This is a genomic window from Mycobacterium sp. Root265 (assembly GCF_001428895.1).
Classification (GTDB): domain Bacteria; phylum Actinomycetota; class Actinomycetes; order Mycobacteriales; family Mycobacteriaceae; genus Mycobacterium.
This window is the reverse complement of the sequence record NZ_LMJA01000005.1, coordinates 16,421-34,296: the sequence shown is the minus strand read 5'-3', so window position 1 is coordinate 34,296 and position 17,876 is coordinate 16,421. Positions and strand designations below refer to the sequence as shown.

Sequence of the window (17,876 nt, the reverse complement as noted above, 5' to 3'; positions counted from 1 at the left end):
CGGCTCCGCGGCTAGACCGGCTTGACGGCTGCGTGCAGCGCGACGATCCCACCGGTCAGATTGCGCCAGCGCACGGCTTCCCAGCCGGCGTCGCGGATACGGTCGGCGAGTTCGGACTGCGTGGGCCAGGCCCGGATCGACTCGGCCAGATACACATAGGCGTCCGGGTTGCTCGATACCGTGCGCGCCATCATGGGCAGCGCCTGCATCAGGTATTCCTTGTACGCGGTGGCGAACAGCCCGTTGGTCGGCGTGGAGAACTCGCACACCACCAGTCGGCCGCCGGGGCGCGTCACCCGCGCCATCTCCCGCAGACCCGCCACATGGTCGACCACGTTGCGCAGCCCGAAGCTGATGGTCACCGCGTCGAACACGCCGTCGGCGAACGGCAGCTTGGTGGCGTCGCCGGCCACCTTGGGCACACTGCGGGCCGCACCGGCGGACAGCATGCCGACCGAGAAGTCCGCCGCCACACACCAGGCACCCGAACTCGCCAGCTCGACCGTCGACACGGCGGTGCCGGCCGCCAGGTCCAGCACCCGCTCCCCCGGCCCGATGGCCAGTGCCGCACGCGTCTGACGGCGCCAGTACCGGTCCTGCCCGAGCGACATCACCGTGTTGGTGATGTCGTAACGGCGGGCCACGGCGTCGAACATCGACGCGACCTCATGTGGGTCCTTCTCCAGCGATGCCCTGCTCATCGCTTTAAAACTACCTGTGAGTCTCGGGGTTCCGGGAATGGGGATTCCGTGATGACGTTGGTACCGCTGGAGAGCTCCGCGAACGAAAGGCACCGATATGGCTGAGAAGGTCTGGTTCATCACCGGCACATCACGTGGCTTCGGCCGGGAATGGGCCATCGCGGCCCTGGAGCGCGGCGACAAGGTGGCCGCCACCGCCCGCGATACCGCGTCGCTGGACGACTTGGTCACCAAATATGGCGCGGCGATCCTGCCGCTACAACTCGACGTCACCGACCGGGAGGCCGACTTCGCCGCGGTCAAGGCCGCCCACGAGCACTTCGGCCGGCTCGATGTCGTGGTCAACAACGCCGGGTACGGGCAATTCGGGTTCATCGAGGAGCTCACGGAGGCCGAGGCGCGCGACCAGATCGAGACGAACGTGTTCGGCGCGCTGTGGGTGACCCAGGCTGCGCTGCCGTTCCTTCGGGCCCAGCGCAGCGGGCACATCATCCAGGTGTCCTCGATCGGCGGCATCACCGCGTTCCAGAACGTCGGCATCTACCACGCCTCGAAGTGGGCGCTGGAGGGTTTCTCGCAGTCGCTGGCCCAGGAGGTCGCCGGTTTCAACGTCCACGTCACGCTGATCGAGCCGGGCGGCTTCGACACCGACTGGGCCGGGTCCTCGGCCAAGCGGGCCGAGCCGCTGCCGGACTATGCCGAAGCCCACAAAGAGGCGCAGGAGGCCCGTGCCAAGCGCACCGCGAAGTCGGGCGACCCGCAGGCGTCGGCCGCCGCAGTGCTCAAGATCGTGGACGCCGAGAAGCCGCCGCTGCGGGTGTTCTTCGGGGAGATCCCGCTGCAGCTGGCCGAGGCCGACTACGCGCAGCGGCTGGCGACGTGGCGGGAATGGCAGCCGGTGTCCGTGGAGGCTCAGGGCTAGGGGTTGCGCACCGCGAGATAGTGCTCGGACACCGGGACACCGTCGGTGTAGCGCTCCACGGCCTGTTCGATGAGCAGGTCCTGGCCGGTGAGCCGGGTGTGGTGCTGGTGCATGTGTTCACCCCAGGACCGCACGATGAACGTCTCCACAAACGTCGCTTCGTGTTCGACGCTGCGGAACAGCCGCCACTGCGAGGCCCCGGTGCGCTGCCGGGAGCGGCCCATGACGTCCATCGCGGCGAGGAAGTGCTGCTCGTCCTCCGGCGTGACGCGGTATGCGGTGATCACCAGGACGGGTCCGTCGAGCGGGGCGGGATCGAAGACCAGGTTGGGCTCGGGCCAGTGCGAGGACGGGGTCAGGTCGAGGTCGCCGGTCTTGGCGTGCAGCGGCCACCACAGTGAGGACAGTCCGCACACCAGCAGAAAACCCGCGCTGATCAACAAGCTCGTCACGCTGGTGGTGCCGGCCGCGACCAGCCCCCACACCAGCGACCCCACCGCCTGCCCGCCCATGAAGACCAGCTGATAGACGGACAGCCCGCGGGCCCGTACCCAGCCCGGCAGACTCAGCTGCATGGACGCGTTCAGCGTCGACAGCGACAGCAACCAGGAGGCGCCGCCCACCAACAGTGCTGCCAGCACGATGGAGAAGTTGGGCACCAGAGCCAGCACCACGGTGGCCACCGCGAAACCCGCCGCGGCGGTGGTCAGCAGCACGTTCTGGCCGAATCGGGACCGCAACCGCGACAACAGGAAGGCGCCGAGCACCGCACCGGCTCCCAGCGCGCCGAGCAGCACACCGTAGCCCGACGACGACAGGCCGAGGCGGCTGCTGGCGATCACCGGAAGCAGCCCCCACAGTGCGCTGGCGGGAGCGATGAACAGCGCCGCCCGCAGCAGGATCCGTCGCACGATCGGTGAGCTGCGGATGAAGCGTCCACCCGCACTGAGCGCCGCCAGCGCCCGCTCGGGCGGTTCGCTGCGTTCCACCGAGGCGGGTCGCCACATGACGAGCACGACCACGATCCCTACGAACGACACCGCGTTCAGCCCGAAGACGAGGGTCGGGCCCGACAGCGACACCAGCACACCGGCGATGGCAGGCCCGATGGCGCGGGCCAAGTTGATGCTCATGCTCCCCAGCGCGGCGGCGGCCGGGATCTGCTGGGCGGGAACAAGATCCGGCTGGATCGCCTGCCAGGCCGGCGCGACGAGCGCCTGCCCGCAGCCGATCACGAACAGCAACATCAGCAGCACCGCCGGAGTCGTCAGCCCGGCGCCGGTCAACGAGGCGAGCAGACCCACCCCGGCGGCCATCGCGCCCTGGGTGGCGATGAGCAGACGCCGCCGGTCGATGAGGTCGGCCAGCACGCCCGACGGCAACGCGAGCAGCATCACCGGCAGCGTCGTCGCGGTCTGCACCAGTGGCACCAGCACCGCCGCGCGCGGGTCGCCGACGAGCATCCACTGCGCCCCGACGGTCTGCATCCAGGTACCGAGATTGGACACCAGCTGCGCGATCCACAGCGCGCGGTAGACCGGCGATCGCAGCGGTGCCCACGTCGACGTGGACGGTGCCGATGTGCCTACCGAGGTCATCCGTCCACGCTAGAGGCTGCGGGCCGCGTTTGTGGCATGCGGCAGCGGGTATATCCGCTGGATGAATCGGTGCGAATGGAACAGCTGACGCTGCTACTGGCGTTGTTCGTCGCTACCGTCTTTCTGGCGCCGGTGGCGACGCGTCTCAAATTGCCGTACCCGGTGCTGCTGCTCGTCGCGGGTCTGGCGGTCGCGTTCATCCCGGGTTTGCCGACACCGTCGATCAACCCGGAGCTGATCCTTCCGCTGGTGTTACCGCCACTGCTCTTCGCTGCGGCCCGCCGCACATCGTGGCGCGAGTTTCTCGACAACCGCAGGGCCATAGGTCTTCTCGCCATCGCACTGGTGCTGGTGACGGCGTTCGCCGTCGGTGTGCTGGTGCACGCCCTGGTGCCCGGCGCACCCTTGCTCGCGGCGCTGGCGCTGGGGGCGGCGGTGGCACCGCCGGACCCGGTGGCGGCCACCGCAGCGGTGCGTGAGCTGGGTCTGCGACGCCGGTTGCGGACCACCCTGGAAGGCGAGGGACTGTCCAACGACGCGACCGCACTGGTGCTCTACGAGGTTGCCGTCGCCGGCGTCGTCGCCGGGACGCTCTCCGTGTGGGGCGCCGCGTCGAGTCTGGCCCTGTCGGTCGTCGTCGGGGTCGGTATCGGCCTGGTGCTTGCCGTGGGGGCGCGCTGGCTGATCGGCAAGCTGCCCGCCCACCCCGTGGGTAGCGCCTTCGTCCTGCTGATGCCGTTCGCGGCGTACGGGATCGCCGATGTCGCCCACGGCAGTGGCGTGCTCGCCGTGGTGACCCTGGCGCTGGCCTTGAGCAGGCATCCCGACAGCGAATCCGCACAAACCCGGCTGGTCTCCGAAACCGCCTGGGACATCATCGAACTGCTCGTCACGGGCGCCGCTTTCGCCTTCGTGGGGCTCGAGCTGCGGGTGGTGGCCCAGGCCGTTCCTGGCGACCTCGGCGAGCTGATCACCCAGGCGCTGGTGGTCACGGCCGCCGTGATCGTGATCCGGTTCGGATGGATCTTCGTGGTCGGCACCATCGATCAACGGTTGGCCGCCCGGTCGAAACCGGAAGCCGAGCCCACCGGATGGCGCGAACGCCTCATCGCGTCATGGGCCGGGATGCGGGGTGTGGTCACGCTGGCCGCCGTGCTGGCGCTTCCGGTCGACTTCCCGGAACGCGACCGGCTGATCTTCATCGCCTTCGTCGTCATCGTGGTGACGTTGACATTGCAGGGCACCACCTTGCCGTGGGTGGTGCGCCGCCTCGACGTCCGGGTGCCCCCGGAGCAGACGGCTGATTTGCAGCGTGAGCTCACCACGCGGGCTCGCCGGGCCGGCGCCGCACGCCTGGACGAGCTCACCCGAGACGGTGACATCGATCAGGCGACCGCGCAGGCCGCCCGCGACGACATCGAGAGGGTCTGGCTGCGACTGGGTTTCGAGGAGCGGGCCGACGACTGCAGCGCTGCCCGCCGGGAACGAGCGGACGAGCTTGAGGCCGAAGTGCTGACCGCCGCCCGCAACGCCATTCTGTCCGCGCGCACCGAGCAGGGAGTGGACCCGACGGTGGCCGACAACCTCCTGCGCAAACTCGACGGTCACGGCACCACCCCGCAGTGATCGGCCCTACTCGTCGGACCGCACGGTGGGCGTGCTCGCCTCCTGGGAGCGGTCGACGACCTCGATGCGTTCGGCAGCGACCGACGAGCCGAGTGCGCCCTGCACGGTGATGACCAGCAGTCCGCGGTCCAGCACCGAGGAAATCTGCTCGGTGCGGGTGTCCTCGGGCAACGTGATCAGCCTGCGGAACTCACCGTAATAGCGTTCGTGCACCAGGAATTCGACGTCGTCGGGCAGCTCGCGGCCGCGGGTGCCCGAGATGGTGAGCACGCCGCGGCTGAAGCTCAGCGCCACGTCTTCGGGGTCCACGCCGGAGAGTTCGACGCGGACCACCAGGTCGTCGCCGCGGGCGAAGATGTCGGTGACCGGCACCCATGCGGAGGCGTGCGTGCGCTCGGCCTCCGGCGCACCGTGGATGCCCAGGCTGCGCATCCGGGTGAGCTCGGTGAAGTAGTCGGTGACGCCTTCGAAGATATTGGGTCGCGAACCGGACATATGCCTCTCCTGGTGGATTCAGTGCCGCAGTGGTGTTGCGAGATCGACGCTGCGCAGGAAGTCGCGGGCCACCTGTGAATCTTCCCTTCCCGCGGTCACTTCGGCGAACCGTCTGTGCTGACGACGACCGGCGTGGCCTCGGGCCTTTCGGCCAGATCGACCTCCAGCACCGCGGTGCCGTCCTCCTCCCGTAGCGCCTTGAACCACGCGAAGGTCACCGCGATCAGGACGAAGGTGAACGGGACGGCACCCAGGATGGCGGCCTGTTGCAACGCATTGAGGCCACCGACAAGCAGCATCGCGCAGGCGATGCCACCCATCAGCACGCCGAAGATCACCGTGACGATCTTGGACGGCGCGATGGAGCCCTTGCTCGCCATCGTCGCCATCACCACCGCGGCGGCATCCGCGCCGCTGATGAAGAACAGCGCGATCAGCAGGATGCACAGGAAGGACACGATGCCGGCCAGCGGCAGCGCGTCCAGCGCGGTGAACAGCACCAGCTCCGGCGTGGACAGCGAGCCGACGATGTCGGCGGCACCGCTGCGTTGCAGCTCGATACCGGTGCCACCGACGATCGCGAACCAGACGAACCCGAATCCGGTCGGCGCGACCGCCACGCCCAGGACGAACTCGCGGATGGTGCGGCCGCGCGAGATGCGGGCCACGAACATTCCCACGAAGGGACCCCACGAGATCCACCACGCCCAATAGAAGATGGTCCAGCTCGCCATCCAGGCCTCGTCACCCACGCCCATCTGCAGCGACATCGGCAGCACCTGCAGGATGTAGTTGCCGATCGACTCGATGCCGTTGGACACCACGAGAACGGTGCTGCCGCCCAGAACCAGGAAGAACAGGAACAGCACGATGGTGGCCACCGCACCCAGGTTGGCCAGGTAGTTGATGCCCTTCTCCACCCCGGAGGTGGCCGAGAGGATGAACAGCGCGGTCACCACCACGATGATCAGCACGGCGATCACGTTCGACTTCTGCACCCCGAACAGGTATTCCAGACCGCTGTTGAGCTGCAGGCCATTGAGCCCCAGCGCCGTCGCCGTGCCGAACAGGGTGGCCACGATCGCCAGTCCGTCGACGAGGCGGCCCAGCGGCCGCGACGGCGCGTCACGGCCCAGGAACGGCGACAGGGTGGAGCTGACCAGGATCGGCATGTTCTTGCGGTACGCGAAATAGGCCATCGCGCCGCCCATCACGGCGTACATCGCCCACCCGTTGAAACCCCAGTGGAAGTAGGTGTAGCGCAGGGCCAGCAGGGCGGCCTCTTCGCTCTCCGGAGTGGCCAGCCCGTGCGGCGGGGCGGTCCAGTGCGTAACGGGTTCGGCCACACCGAAGAACAGCAAACCCGCACCCAGGCCGGCCGCGAACATCATCGACACCCAGGAGAACGTGTTGAACTGCGGGCGGGAATCGTCAGGGCCCAGCCGGATCTTGCCCCACCTGCTGAACACCAGCACGATGCACACCACCAGGACGGCGGTGGCGATCAGCACGAAAGCCCAGCTGAAGTTGCCGATGATCCAGTTGAGCGTGGACGTCATCACCGAGCCGAGGCTTTCCGGGGCGATCAGACCCCAGCCCACGAAACCGGTGATGACCACCGCCGAGCCCCACAGCACGGCGGGGTCCACGCCCCTGAGAATTCGGTTCACACGCACGCACCCCCTTCGCAGCTAACCATGGTGGCCGCTGCCAAGAAGTGTCAACACATTGCGTCGTGCAGATTCGCTAGGCGGCCTTACGACGTCGCTGGCCGATGACCGACTCGTAATGCTCCAGGAGTTCGTCGCAGACGGCCGGCCAGGTGCGGGCGAGCACGCTGCGCCTGGCGGCCGCCGAGTAGCGGGCCCGCTCGGCGAACAGGTGGTCGACGGCGCCCGAGAGGCGGGTCTCGAACTCGCCGACGCCCAGCAGCAGGCCGGTGTGCATCGGAACGACCAGATCGCGCGGGCCGCCGGCATCGGGAGCGATCACCGGAAGACCGGAGGCCATCGCCTCCTGGACGGCCTGGCAGAACGTCTCGTGTTCGCCGGGGTGCACGAAGACATCCATGCTGGCGTAGGCGGCGGCGAGATCCGTGCCACGCAGCTCGCCGGTGAAAACCGCTGTGGGCATCAGTGATTCGAGCTTTCCCTTGTCGACACCGTCGCCGACGACCACGACCTGCAGGTCATCACGGGCGGCAAGGGTGGCCAGCCGCTCGACATGTTTCTCCGGGGCGAGCCTGCCGACGAAACCGATGACCGGCTTTCCGGCCGGAGACCACTTGGCCCGCAACGATTCATCGCGCGCCGACGGCACGAAGCCGGTGATGTCGACCCCGCGTCCCCACTTGTGCAGGCGCGGAACACCATGGGCAGCAAGATTTTCCATCGCCGAGGTGGACGGTGCCAGGGTGCGGTCGGCCTTGCTGTGCAACCGGCGGGTCCACGCCCAGGACACCCGGGACAGCACGCCGACGCCGTAGCTCTCGGCGAAGCCGGCGACATCGGTCTGGAAGATGGCCACCGCGGGGACATCGAGGTACCGGGCGGCGTGCACGCCGCCCCAGCCGAGCAGCGCAGGTGACGCCAGATGCACCACATCGGGATCGAAACCGCGTAGTACACCGACGATCCGGGGCAGCGGGACCCCGAGTGGCAGCGAGGTCACCTTCGGGAACATGTGCGAGGGCACCCGGTGAACCCGGACCCCGTCGTGCACACGATCGGCGGGCGGCAGGCCGCGCGGGGAGTCCGGTGCGATGACCAGAACTTCGTGTCCCGAGCGCCGGAGATGCTCGATCACCCGAAGCACCGAGTTGGTCACGCCGTTGACGTTCGGGAGGAAGGATTCGGCAACGATTGCAACGCGCACATCGCCGACTGTCGCACCGCAGGTTGACAGCACGGTTGCCAGCGGGCATATGGCGTGCGAACACCACGACAGCGGTACGGTGGCCACGTGCATCGAATGTTGGCCTTGCTCACCGGTTTGACGCTGCTGACCGCCGTGGGTTGCACACGCCAGATCGAAGGTAGCGCCCTTTCCGACCCGATCAAGCCGTTGACGCAGGTGAGTGAGGACGGTTTCGGTATCCACGCCGGATTCGACGAGGCGCCGGTGCAGATCGAGATCTTCGCCGAACCGCAGTGCACGCACTGCGCGGACCTGCAGCGCGAAGTCGGCGAATCGATCCAGCGCCATATCGCCGCCGGCCAACTCGCCGTCACCTACCGCCCCATGACCTTCCTGGAGATGTCGGGCTCGCACTACTCCGAGCGGGTCAGCAATGCGTTGTTCGTCGCGGCCCAGGACGGCAGCACACCCGCGGTGGCGTTCCAGGAGTTCGTCGAGGAACTGTGGGCCGACCAGGATCCGTCCGGCAAGGGACCGACCGATGACGAGCTGGCCGACAAGGCCCGCACCGCGGGGATACCCGGCGAACTGGCGCAGCGGATCGCCGACGGCGAGGCCGCGGTGGACGCCGTCGAGATGGATGAGACCAACTACGACTTCCTGTACATGGTCGACTCGGAGAACACCGGGACACCGACGGTGTACGACCTGGTGAACGACGAGAAGGTCGACATCTACGAGGAGGACTGGCTCGACAAGTTGATGGCGTCGTCCTGATCCTGGGCGGCCTGATCGTTGATGGCCTGTTGCTCGACCCGCCGGGCGATGACCGCCACCACCAGTAGCGCCGTCCCGGCGATCAGCCAGCCCAGCACCGCGATCGACCCGGCCGGGATGATGGCCAGCGCCGCGTTACGGTGCTGCACCCGCACCAGATCGGGGTCCGAGCGGTCGTACTCCACGTAGATCCGCATCCCGGTGTCCAGTTCGGAGGGATAGAGCACGCCGAGTTCAGGCCGGTAGGTCACCCGGTCGGGGGTGACGAATTCGATGGTCGACCGTCGCGGGCCGGCGTCGAGCACCTCGGCGGCCGCGACACCCATATCGGCCTCGATCCGGCGGTCGTTCTCCCAGGCGCCCAGCACCAGCAGCACCGACTGCAACGTGACCAGACACGCGGCCAGGATGATCCCGACCCGCACCCGCCGGATGACCCGCTGGGGTCTGGTCTCGGTGCCGTCCCCGAACATCCGCGGAACCCGGTGCCACCACCGGTCTTTCAGCGTGGTGAGCAGGTGCACTAGAGCGCCGCCCGGATGGACGCGTGCAGCGCACGGAGCGAGGACCGGTCGGCCTTCACCTCCAGCACCCGCATCCCGTCGAACGGTTCGCGCAGCGCGTCGGCAAGGCCGTCCACCTCGACCTGCCTGCTGTCCACGTGATAGGCCCGGCACAGCGCCGCGATGTCCACGTCGTGCGGGGTGCCGAAGACGCGCGCGGACACATCGGAGAACCGCGGGTCGCCCTGCTCCAGCAGTTCGAAGATGCCACCGCCGTTGTCGTTGGACACCACGATGGTCAGGTTGCGCGGTCTCGGCTCGGTGGGCCCGATCAGCAGGCCCGAGCTGTCGTGCACGAAGGTCAGGTCACCGATCAGCGCGACGGTGCCCCCACCGTCGGACCGTTCGTGGGCCAGTGCGGCGCCGATCGCGGTCGACACGGTGCCGTCGATACCGGCGACCCCGCGGTTGGACCGCACCTTGACCCCGGGCGCACTCAATCCGACCAGGGCGATGTCGCGCACCGGGTTGGAGGCGCCGAGCACCAGCTGGTCCCCGTCGCGCAGACCGGCGACCACTGCGGCCGCCACGTGCAGGCCGGTGGTGTGCGGATGCTCGTCGAGCTGACTGTGTACGGCCGCGCAGGTGCGCTCGTTGAGCTCGGCGCAGCGCTTCAGCCAGGCCGGATCGGGCGTGCCGGAGGTCACCGCGCGGGTGCCGGTGGCCTGCGAGTTGCCCGATACGTCGGGCCAGCGCGGTCCGGTGGTCAGCGCGAAGACCGGCACCGAGGAGTCGGCCAGCAGCGTGGACACCGTGCGGTGCAGGGTGGGGCGGCCGGCCATGATGACCTGTTGCGGGCGCAGCAGCGGCAGCGCCAGCGGATGCAGGGGGTTGGCCGCCGGCGGCGCGGTCGGCTCGGAGACGGTGGGCAGCCCGGCCAGGTTGGGGTGCGGGCCCGCTCCGTGACCGGCGATGACGACGGTGTCCGGGGTGAGGTCGATGTCCAGCGGCTGATCGAAGGTGACCGGCGGCGTGTAGGTCCAGGAGCGCCCGTCGGGCCGGCCGTCCGGGGTCGCGCGGTCACTGTCGGCGTCCGGGACCAGCGGCTCGCGCAGCGGGATGTCGAACTGCACCGGCCCCGCATTGGCGGTACGAGATCCCTTGGCCGCCACCAACACCCGGCAGGTCGCCGAGCGCCACTGCGCATTGGCCGCGGCCGTGTCGCCGTCTTCGGCCAGTCCGAGGCTGATACTCGCCCGCACCTGGCTGCCGAAATAGCCGAGCTGTTCCATGGTCTGGTTGGCGCCGGTGCCCAGCAACTCGTAGGGCCGGTTGGCGCTCAGCACGATCAGCGGCACCCGTGCGTAGTTGGCCTCGACCACGGCCGGACCGATATTGGCGACCGCGGTGCCCGAGGTCATCGCGATGGGCACCGGTGCCTGTCCCGAGACCGCCAGCCCGATGGCCAGGAATCCGGCGGTGCGTTCGTCGATGCGCACGTGCAGACGGATGCGCCCGGCCCGGTCCGCGTCGTGCAGCGCGAAGGCCAGCGGGGCGTTGCGCGACCCGGGACACAGCACCACGTCGCGGACGCCGCCGCGGATCAGTTCGTCGACGACGACGCGGGCCTGAGTCGTCGAGGGGTTCACACGAACAGCCTATTGCTTGGCTTCAGCAAAGAATTCCAGGATCGCCTCGTTGACCGCATCGGGGTGCTCGATGAAGCCCAGGTGACCGGCGTCCGGGATCTCCAGGTAGCGGCCTGCCGGTATGGACTCGGCCACCTCCCGGCTCAGGTGCGGCGCCATCAGCACGTCGTCGCCGAAACCGATGACCAGCACCGGAGCCTTGATGTGCGCGTAGGCCGGCAACCGGTTGCCCTCCGGGGCGACCGCGAGCTGGCTGCGCAGGCCCGGGGTGTATTTCGTGGGCCACATGGTGAACATCTCGGCCCAGTCGCGCACCGCGCGGTCGTCGTTCAGCGTCTTGGGCGAGAAGTTCTCCAGCAGCCGAATTTTCGCGTCATAGCTGGGCGGCAGCGTGATGCTCGCGTCGTGGAACTCGCGTTCGGCCCTGTTGAAGAAGTCACGCGCGCCGTCGTGCCGGCCCCGGGTCGCCATCAGCACCGCCTGGCTGACCAGCTCGGGGCGGGACACCATCAGCTCCTGGGCGATGAACGAGCCCATGGACACCCCGACCACCCGCACCGGCCCGCCGACCACCTTCTCGATCAGGGACGCGGTATCGGCGACCACCTGCTCGGTGGTGAAACCGCTGGCATTCTCGGTGGCACCGACGCCACGGTTGTCGAACGTGATCACGCGGTAGCCGGCCCGCTGGAAAACCGGGACCTGATGCAGGTGCCAGGTGCGGCCCGCGCCTCCGCGGCCCGCGATGAAGAGCACCGGTTCGCCGGTGCCGCCCTTGTCGACGTAAGCGAGATTCACCCGCTCGAGCCTACTTGCGGGCGCGGACCTTGCGGATCGCCTGGTCCCACAGCAGCTGTGTGCTGGCCTTCAGGGTGGCCGGCTTCAGCACGTCGCGGGACAGCAACGCGGTGGCGGCGGCCTTGGTGGCCACCGAGGCCTTCGAGAGGTGCCCGGAGTCGAACGGCGGCTGCGGGTCGTATTCGATACCCAGCTGGATGGCTTTGGCCCGCGACTCGCCGGAAATCTGCCCGGCCAGCCACAATCCCAGGTCGATCCCGGCGGACACCCCGGCCGCGGTCACATACTTGCCCTGGTGCACGATCCGCTCGTCACCGACCGCGGTCACCCCGCCGAAGGTCTTGAGCAACGGCACGACGATCCAGTGCGAGGTGGCCTTGCGGCCCTCCAGCAGCCCTGCCGCGGCCAGCAACACCGATCCCGAGCACACCGAGGTGGTCCAGGTGGAGGTGGCATCGGCCGTGCGCAGCCAGGCGAGCACCTTCTCGTCGCGGGCGTGCTCGAAGGTGGTCGGGCCGCCGGGGACCAGGATGATGTCCGGTGACGGGGTCTCGTCGAACGTATGGGTGGCACCGACGGTCAGCACACCGGAGTCGGCCGTGACCGGTCCGGGCTCATGCCAGAGGAAGCGCACCTCGGCATCGGGCAGGTAGTGCAGCACCTCATAGGGGCCGATGAAATCCAGTGCGGTGAATCCGGGGTACAGCACGATCGCGATCTGCATGATCTCTCCTTCAGGCAAACGTCTTGCGGTAGTGGTCGGGCGAGATGCCGACCCGTCGAACGAAGTTGCGCCGCATGGTTTCTGCGGTGCCGAAGCCGCACCGGGCGGCGATCACGGTGACGGTGTCGTCGGTTTGCTCCAGTTGCCGGCGGGCGGCTTCGGTGCGGACCCGCTCGACGTAGCTGCCGGGGGCCTCGCCGACCTCGTCGGTGAACACCCGGGTGAAGTGGCGCGGGCTCATGGCCGCGCGGCGGGCCAGCTCGCTGATGCTGTGTACGCCACCGGGTTCGGTCTCGATGTGTTCCTGGACGTCGCGGATGGGTGCACGCTTGGCGCGCGGCGCCCACACCGGCGCCGCGAACTGGGTCTGGCCGCCGGGCCGGCGCAGATAGAGCACCAGCCAGCGGGCCACGGTCTGCGCGAGTTCGGTGCCGTGGTCGTCTTCGACCAGGGACAGCGCCAGGTCGATGCCGGCGGTGACACCGGCCGCCGTCCACACCGTGTCCGAGCTGCGCACGAAGATGGGATCGGGATCGACCGACACATCGGGGAATTCGGCGGCCAACCGGTCGGCGAAGGCCCAGTGGGTGGTCGCCCGGCACCCGTCGAGCAGGCCGGCCTCGGCCACCAGGAAGGCCCCGGTGCACACGCTGACCACCCGGCGGGCGGTCTTGGCCGCGCGCCGGAGCCAGTCGATGACATCGGGGTTGCGGCGCAGATCCTCGATCCCGGCGCCGCCGGGGACCAGCACCGTGTCGACCGGGTGGTGCGGCAGCGGTTGCGCGACGATCTGCAGGCCGTTCCAGGTACTGGCCGGGCTGCCGTCCGGCGAGGCGATGATGATCTCGTAGCCATCCTCGTAGCGGCCCTGGCTTGCCAGGATGAGCGTGGCGGTACTGAACACCTCGAACGGCCCGACCAGATCGAGTGCCTGCACGCCCGGGTAGCCGAGCAGCACCACTGATCGCTTCACGTCTCTCATGGTGATCGTGATTTCCGATGGCGTCTACGCCGGGCACCCCACAGATCAGGACATGTCGGAGGTACCCGCGATCCTGCGGTATGACTGAATACACCTACCGCGCCATGTGGTCGCCCGGCGATCGGTGCTACGTCGGTACCTGCCTCGAATTTCCCGGGCTCCGGGGACGCGGGCAGACGGCGGCCGAGTCCATCGCCGCGGTCGAGAAATTGGTGAACGACGACGTAGCGCTGGCCGAGGGCACCGGCTGGACGCCGCCGGAATCGCTCACCGACCGCCAGTACAGCGGAAAATTCGTGGTGCGCATGTCGCCGGAGTTGCACGCGCACCTGGCGGTCGAATCGGCAGAACAGGGAGTTTCTCTCAACCAGTGGGTGCTGCAGAAACTGACGAACCGCCGCCGGTGACGACAAGACCCTGCGAAATGTAGTACCAGCGGTAGTACTGCGGTACACGTAGTACTACCGGCAGTACCGATTTCCACAAGGTCATGTCGGCCCGGGCAGCCGCCAAGCGATCAGAACTTCTTCAGGGAACGCACAACCTTGAAGAAGGACGGCATCGCGGCCAAGCCCTTTCGCGTGTTGCGCTGCAAGGCAGTGACATCGGACAGGACGAGGTAGCGCACCCCGTGATCACGCCACTCTGCCGCCCGCTCCAGGATCTCATCGGGCGTACCGCACAACAGCATGCTGCGCACCACGTCTTTGGGAACTTTCTTGATGTGTGACAGCGCGGTCTGCTCATCCCAGCTCTGAGGCAGGATGTCCTGCGCGCCGGCGAAACCTTCACCGAGCGGGTGCTGTGCACCGTGTTTCGCGTAGAACGCATCTGGCGCGTTCAAGGCCCCGGCGCGAAACACCTCTGAATCGAGCGCCTCCTCGACATCGTCGTGGGTGCGGCCGGTCACGACCATGAACCACATCGCCGGAACGATCGCGGAAGGATCGCGTCCGGCATCGGAGGCGGCCGTGCGCACCGCCGCCAACCGCTGGGCGTACTCCTGCGGCATGTGTGGAAAGGCCGGAAAATACCCGTCGGCGTAGCGGCCGGCGGCACGCAGCATACGGGGCCCGTGTGCGGCAATCCAGATCTCCGGCCACTTCCCGCGGTACGGCGGGAGATCGAAACTTGCGTTGTGCAGCGGGAAATACGGGGAATCCCGATTCACCAACTCACCGCCGGAATTCCACAGCGCGCGAATGGTGGCCATGGCTTCCTCGAATCGCGCCACCGGCTTGTCCCAGGGGACACCATAGGGTTCATTGCCCTCCCGCTCCCCTGTTCCGATCCCGAGGATGGCGCGGCCCTTGCTGAGCAGATGCAGGGTGGCGGCGGCCTGCGCGGTGACGGCCGGGTTGCGCCGGCCGGTGTCCGTGACGCCGACCCCGAGACGCAGCCGGCCCACCCTGTTTCGCGCCGCGATGTGCCCGAGCATGGTCCATGGCTCGAGATAGGCATCCGCGGAGGGCAGAATCCTGGCGGCGCCGCTGAACTTCGGCTGCCACAAAGCACGTGGGAACAGCGCATTCAGGTGGTCGGGCACCCAGAACGAGTCCACCCTGTTGGCCACCGCCGACAGGTAGGTGGCTCGGGTGAAGGTATCGACGGTGGGCCTGGACGCAATGATCGGGTCCATCAGACCCACTTTGAAATCGGTCATGACCTCGAGTCTGAAACCGTTGGTCGGGGCCGAGCAGAGTAGGCGCCTACTTATATGAGAGCGGGTAGCAGGCGCGGATCCGGTCGATCCACCACTGCCGCCGGTCCGCAGGCGCCGCCAGCCCAGCCAACCGGGCCGGGTCCGGGATCACCGGGCCGACCGGCAGGTAGCCGTCCACGGGCGCTACCGGGTCGACGACATCCTCGACGAACAGCCCACCCGTGCCCAGACCGCAGGCGTAGGGCAGCTCGGGCAGGCAGGCCGCGGCCAGCAACCCCCGCGACATACCGACCGCACTGTCCAGCGCACTCGACACCACCACCGGAATACCGATCCGGGCCGCGATCACCAGCAGCGGATCCACCCCGCCCAGCGGCGCGACCTTCACCACCGCGATATCGGCTGCCCCCAGCGCGACCACCCGAAAAGGGTCGGCGGCCTTGCGAATCGATTCGTCCGCCGCGATCGGGACGTCGATCTGCCGCCGCAGCGTGGCGAGCTCTTCGACCGTGGCACACGGCTGTTCGAGGTACTCCAGCGGACCGAGCACGCCGGCCGCGGCCACCGCCTCGGCCACACTCCAGCCGCCGTTGGCGTCGACGCGCACCTTCGGCACCGCCGCACGCACCGCCTCGACCCGCGCAATGTCATCGGCCAGCGTCTGCCCGGGCTCGGCGACCTTCACCTTCGCGGTCTGCGCCCCCGGGAAGCGGGCCAGCACCTCGGGCACCCGCTCCGGTTCGACGGCGGGAACGGTAGCGTTGACCGGGATGCGGTCACGCAGCGGCACCGGTGGCTTCCGGTAGGCGGCCTCGATGGCCGACAGCAGCCAGTGCGCCGCCTCGGGCGGCCCGTACTCACCGAAGGCACCGAACTCGCCCCAACCGGCCGGGCCGTCGAACAGCGCCACCTCGCGAACGGTGATACCGCGGAAGCGCACCCGCATGGGCAGCGCGACGACGTGCAGACGATCCAGCAGATCGTCGAGCGGCGGGCACTCAAACGGTGGCGCGATCGCGACCCTCCCAGTGCGGTTGCCTCAGATCCTTCTTCAGGATCTTGCCGGTGGGATTACGCGGCAGCGCGTCAATGATATCGACGGTCTTGGGGCATTTGTAGGCGGCCAGATGCTCACGAGCCCAGGCGATCAGCTCGGCTTCGGCAACACCGTCACCCTCCAGGGCCACCACGGCCTTGACCGCCTCACCCCACTTCTCGTCGGGCACACCGAACACCGCGACCTCGATGACCGCCGGATGCTCGGCCAGGATCCGCTCGACCTCGATCGAGTACACGTTCTCACCGCCGGTGATGATCATGTCCTTGATCCGGTCCTCCACGAAGACATAGCCGTCGGGATCCATCCGACCGATGTCACCGGTGCGGAACCAGCCGTCCTCGGTGACCGCCTCCGCGGTGGCCTCCGGCCTGTTCAGGTATCCCTTCATCAACTGTGTTGTGCGGAACCATAATTCACCCTGCTTGCCGGCCTCGACATCCTGCAGGGTGTCCGGATCGACGAAGCGCACCTCGACACCGGGAATCGGTTTTCCTGCGCTGATGATCCGCTCTTCATCACCGGAACGGTGGTCCTCGGGGCCCAGCCGCGTGACCACACCGCACACCTCGGTCAGCCCGTACACCTGGATGAAATCGGTGTCCGGCCAGGCCTTGAGCGCCTCCCGTAGCAACGGCAGTGGCATCGGTGACGCCCCGTAGGCGTAGGTCTTCAGCGCCCCGAACAGCTTGACCGCATCCGGGCCGGCCTCCAGCACCTTGGCCAGCACCGCGGGCACCAGGAACGTCCGGTTCGCGCCGGCCAGGATCCCGGTGGCCAGCGCGGCGCCGTCGACATCGCGTGTCATGTAGCTCGGCACGCCGTTGTACAGCCCGATCTGCATGTAGGACGTGCCGCCGACGTGGAACAGCGGCATCGCCACCAGGTTCTTGTCCCCCTCGTCGAACGGCCACTCGTCGAACGCGTTGACGGTGTGGGCGATGACATTGGCGTGGGTGAGCGCGACACCCTTGGGCTTTCCGGTGGTTCCCGACGAATACATCACGATGGCGGTGTCGTCGGACTCCACATCGGCGCACCGTGGCACCGGGGTGGCCGCGGCCAGCACCGCCTCGTACTCGTCGTCACCCTCGGGCTTGACCTCGATGACATCGGCGACCCCGGGCAACCGGTCCCTGATCGCGGTCACCGCCGCCAGCAGTTCCTCCCCCACGAAGAGCACCTTGGCCCCGGAATCGTTGAGCACATAGTCGATCTCGTCGGCGGCCAGCCGGAAGTTCACGATCGCGGTCGCCGCCCCCAGCGAGGCCGCACCGAGGGTCACCTCCACACACGCCGGGTGATTCTTGTCCAGGAAGGCGACCACATCACCCCGCCCGACACCGCGGTCGGCCAGCGCGCCGGCGGCCCGGCGGACGCGGTCATCCCACTGCGCCCAGGTCCAACTCCGGCTCAGATAAGTGACTGCCTCGTCATCGGGTTTGGTGGCCGCCCAGTGGGCGACGCGCTCGTCGAGGAACCGTGGGACTGCCAGGTCAGACATGTCCGACAGCCTGCCACGCCG

Annotated in this window: 17 protein-coding genes; 4 read left to right on the top strand and 13 right to left on the bottom strand. The window is 68.3% G+C overall.

Annotated features, from left to right (window positions below):
• Window positions 1-11: 11 nt before the first annotated feature.
• Complete coding sequence (locus ASE48_RS07595) at window positions 12-701, bottom strand: demethylmenaquinone methyltransferase (RefSeq protein ID WP_057166455.1); 690 nt, start codon at window positions 699-701, stop codon at window positions 12-14.
• 97 nt (window positions 702-798) lie between these two features.
• Here ASE48_RS07595 and ASE48_RS07590 point away from each other — a divergent pair, with 97 nt between their 5' ends.
• Window positions 799-1,623, top strand: a complete 825-nt coding sequence (locus ASE48_RS07590) for an SDR family oxidoreductase (RefSeq protein ID WP_057166454.1) — start codon at window positions 799-801, stop codon at window positions 1,621-1,623.
• Here ASE48_RS07590 and ASE48_RS07585 read toward each other — a convergent pair.
• Window positions 1,620-3,221, bottom strand: a complete 1,602-nt coding sequence (locus tag ASE48_RS07585; protein ID WP_057166453.1) for an MFS transporter — start codon at window positions 3,219-3,221, stop codon at window positions 1,620-1,622. The genes ASE48_RS07590 and ASE48_RS07585 overlap by 4 nt on opposite strands.
• Before the next feature lie 75 nt (window positions 3,222-3,296).
• Between ASE48_RS07585 and ASE48_RS07580 the strand changes: the two genes are divergently transcribed.
• On the top strand, window positions 3,297-4,847 hold the full coding sequence (locus ASE48_RS07580) for a Na+/H+ antiporter (RefSeq protein ID WP_082614047.1): 1,551 nt from the start codon (window positions 3,297-3,299) through the stop codon (window positions 4,845-4,847).
• Between the two features lie 6 nt (window positions 4,848-4,853).
• Here ASE48_RS07580 and ASE48_RS07575 read toward each other — a convergent pair whose 3' ends face one another.
• From ASE48_RS07575 to ASE48_RS07565, 3 genes are all read right to left on the bottom strand, one after another.
• Window positions 4,854-5,342 carry an Hsp20/alpha crystallin family protein gene (locus ASE48_RS07575; protein WP_057166451.1) on the bottom strand — a complete coding sequence of 163 codons (489 nt, stop codon included), beginning with the start codon at window positions 5,340-5,342 and terminating at the stop codon, window positions 4,854-4,856.
• Window positions 5,343-5,437: 95 nt separating this feature from the next.
• Window positions 5,438-6,991: a BCCT family transporter gene (locus tag ASE48_RS07570; protein WP_057166450.1), complete on the bottom strand. Its 1,554-nt coding sequence runs from the start codon at window positions 6,989-6,991 to the stop codon at window positions 5,438-5,440.
• Between the two features lie 97 nt (window positions 6,992-7,088).
• Entirely contained in the window at window positions 7,089-8,216 is a 1,128-nt protein-coding gene (locus ASE48_RS07565; protein WP_057166563.1) for a glycosyltransferase family 4 protein, read from the bottom strand.
• Between the two features lie 96 nt (window positions 8,217-8,312).
• Between ASE48_RS07565 and ASE48_RS07560 the strand changes: the two genes are divergently transcribed.
• A complete protein-coding gene (locus tag ASE48_RS07560; RefSeq protein WP_057166449.1) occupies window positions 8,313-8,975 on the top strand; it encodes a DsbA family protein in 663 nt (220 codons plus the stop codon).
• On the opposite strand, the gene ASE48_RS07555 is transcribed toward ASE48_RS07560, so the two are convergent.
• Genes ASE48_RS07555 through ASE48_RS07535 form a run of 5 tightly spaced genes read right to left on the bottom strand, consistent with a single transcriptional unit; the run spans window position 8,933 to window position 13,631 of the window.
• The gene (locus ASE48_RS07555; RefSeq protein WP_057166562.1) at window positions 8,933-9,448 is read right to left on the bottom strand and encodes a DUF3592 domain-containing protein; all 516 of its coding nucleotides are present in this window, start codon (window positions 9,446-9,448) and stop codon (window positions 8,933-8,935) included. The two genes, ASE48_RS07560 and ASE48_RS07555, sit on opposite strands and share 43 nt — an antisense overlap.
• Window positions 9,449-9,498: 50 nt before the next feature.
• Window positions 9,499-11,127, bottom strand: coding sequence for a 2-succinyl-5-enolpyruvyl-6-hydroxy-3-cyclohexene-1-carboxylic-acid synthase (gene menD / locus ASE48_RS07550; protein WP_057166448.1), 1,629 nt, complete (start codon window positions 11,125-11,127; stop codon window positions 9,499-9,501).
• A 9-nt stretch (window positions 11,128-11,136) separates the two neighbouring features.
• A complete protein-coding gene (locus tag ASE48_RS07545) occupies window positions 11,137-11,925 on the bottom strand; it encodes an alpha/beta fold hydrolase (protein ID WP_057166447.1) in 789 nt (262 codons plus the stop codon).
• Window positions 11,926-11,935: 10 nt separating this feature from the next.
• Entirely contained in the window at window positions 11,936-12,649 is a 714-nt protein-coding gene (locus ASE48_RS07540) for a DJ-1/PfpI family protein (protein ID WP_082614045.1), read from the bottom strand.
• Between the two features lie 10 nt (window positions 12,650-12,659).
• A complete protein-coding gene (locus ASE48_RS07535) occupies window positions 12,660-13,631 on the bottom strand; it encodes a GlxA family transcriptional regulator (RefSeq protein WP_156409099.1) in 972 nt (323 codons plus the stop codon).
• A gap of 80 nt (window positions 13,632-13,711) precedes the next feature.
• On the opposite strand from ASE48_RS07535, the gene ASE48_RS07530 reads away from it, so the two are divergent.
• Complete coding sequence (locus ASE48_RS07530) at window positions 13,712-14,038, top strand: type II toxin-antitoxin system HicB family antitoxin (protein ID WP_057166445.1); 327 nt, start codon at window positions 13,712-13,714, stop codon at window positions 14,036-14,038.
• A gap of 110 nt (window positions 14,039-14,148) precedes the next feature.
• On the opposite strand, the gene ASE48_RS07525 is transcribed toward ASE48_RS07530, so the two are convergent.
• From ASE48_RS07525 to ASE48_RS07515, 3 genes are read right to left on the bottom strand one after another with little or no spacing between them, the layout of a single operon-like run.
• Window positions 14,149-15,294 carry an LLM class flavin-dependent oxidoreductase gene (locus tag ASE48_RS07525; protein ID WP_057166444.1) on the bottom strand — a complete coding sequence of 382 codons (1,146 nt, stop codon included), beginning with the start codon at window positions 15,292-15,294 and terminating at the stop codon, window positions 14,149-14,151.
• Window positions 15,295-15,340: 46 nt separating this feature from the next.
• Window positions 15,341-16,309, bottom strand: a complete 969-nt coding sequence (locus ASE48_RS07520; protein WP_057166443.1) for an o-succinylbenzoate synthase — start codon at window positions 16,307-16,309, stop codon at window positions 15,341-15,343.
• Window positions 16,293-17,855, bottom strand: coding sequence for a long-chain-fatty-acid--CoA ligase (locus ASE48_RS07515; RefSeq protein WP_057166442.1), 1,563 nt, complete (start codon window positions 17,853-17,855; stop codon window positions 16,293-16,295). Before ASE48_RS07515 ends, ASE48_RS07520 begins: the two co-directional genes overlap by 17 nt.
• Window positions 17,856-17,876 lie beyond the last annotated feature (21 nt).

Bases quoted from the DNA above. Each gene is read 5' to 3' on its own strand.
- ASE48_RS07535 (WP_156409099.1), bottom strand. From the start codon at position 13,631: ATGAGAGACGTGAAGCGATCAGTGGTGCTGCTCGGCTACCCGGGCGTG.
- ASE48_RS07580 (WP_082614047.1), top strand. From the start codon at position 3,297: ATGGAACAGCTGACGCTGCTACTGGCGTTGTTCGTCGCTACCGTCTTT.
- ASE48_RS07540 (WP_082614045.1), bottom strand. From the start codon at position 12,649: ATGCAGATCGCGATCGTGCTGTACCCCGGATTCACCGCACTGGATTTC.
- ASE48_RS07575 (WP_057166451.1), bottom strand. From the start codon at position 5,342: ATGTCCGGTTCGCGACCCAATATCTTCGAAGGCGTCACCGACTACTTC.
- ASE48_RS07595 (WP_057166455.1), bottom strand. From the start codon at position 701: ATGAGCAGGGCATCGCTGGAGAAGGACCCACATGAGGTCGCGTCGATG.
- ASE48_RS07560 (WP_057166449.1), top strand. From the start codon at position 8,313: ATGTTGGCCTTGCTCACCGGTTTGACGCTGCTGACCGCCGTGGGTTGC.
- ASE48_RS07515 (WP_057166442.1), bottom strand. From the start codon at position 17,855: ATGTCTGACCTGGCAGTCCCACGGTTCCTCGACGAGCGCGTCGCCCAC.
- ASE48_RS07530 (WP_057166445.1), top strand. From the start codon at position 13,712: ATGACTGAATACACCTACCGCGCCATGTGGTCGCCCGGCGATCGGTGC.
- ASE48_RS07590 (WP_057166454.1), top strand. From the start codon at position 799: ATGGCTGAGAAGGTCTGGTTCATCACCGGCACATCACGTGGCTTCGGC.
- ASE48_RS07525 (WP_057166444.1), bottom strand. From the start codon at position 15,294: ATGACCGATTTCAAAGTGGGTCTGATGGACCCGATCATTGCGTCCAGG.
- ASE48_RS07585 (WP_057166453.1), bottom strand. From the start codon at position 3,221: ATGACCTCGGTAGGCACATCGGCACCGTCCACGTCGACGTGGGCACCG.
- ASE48_RS07555 (WP_057166562.1), bottom strand. From the start codon at position 9,448: ATGTTCGGGGACGGCACCGAGACCAGACCCCAGCGGGTCATCCGGCGG.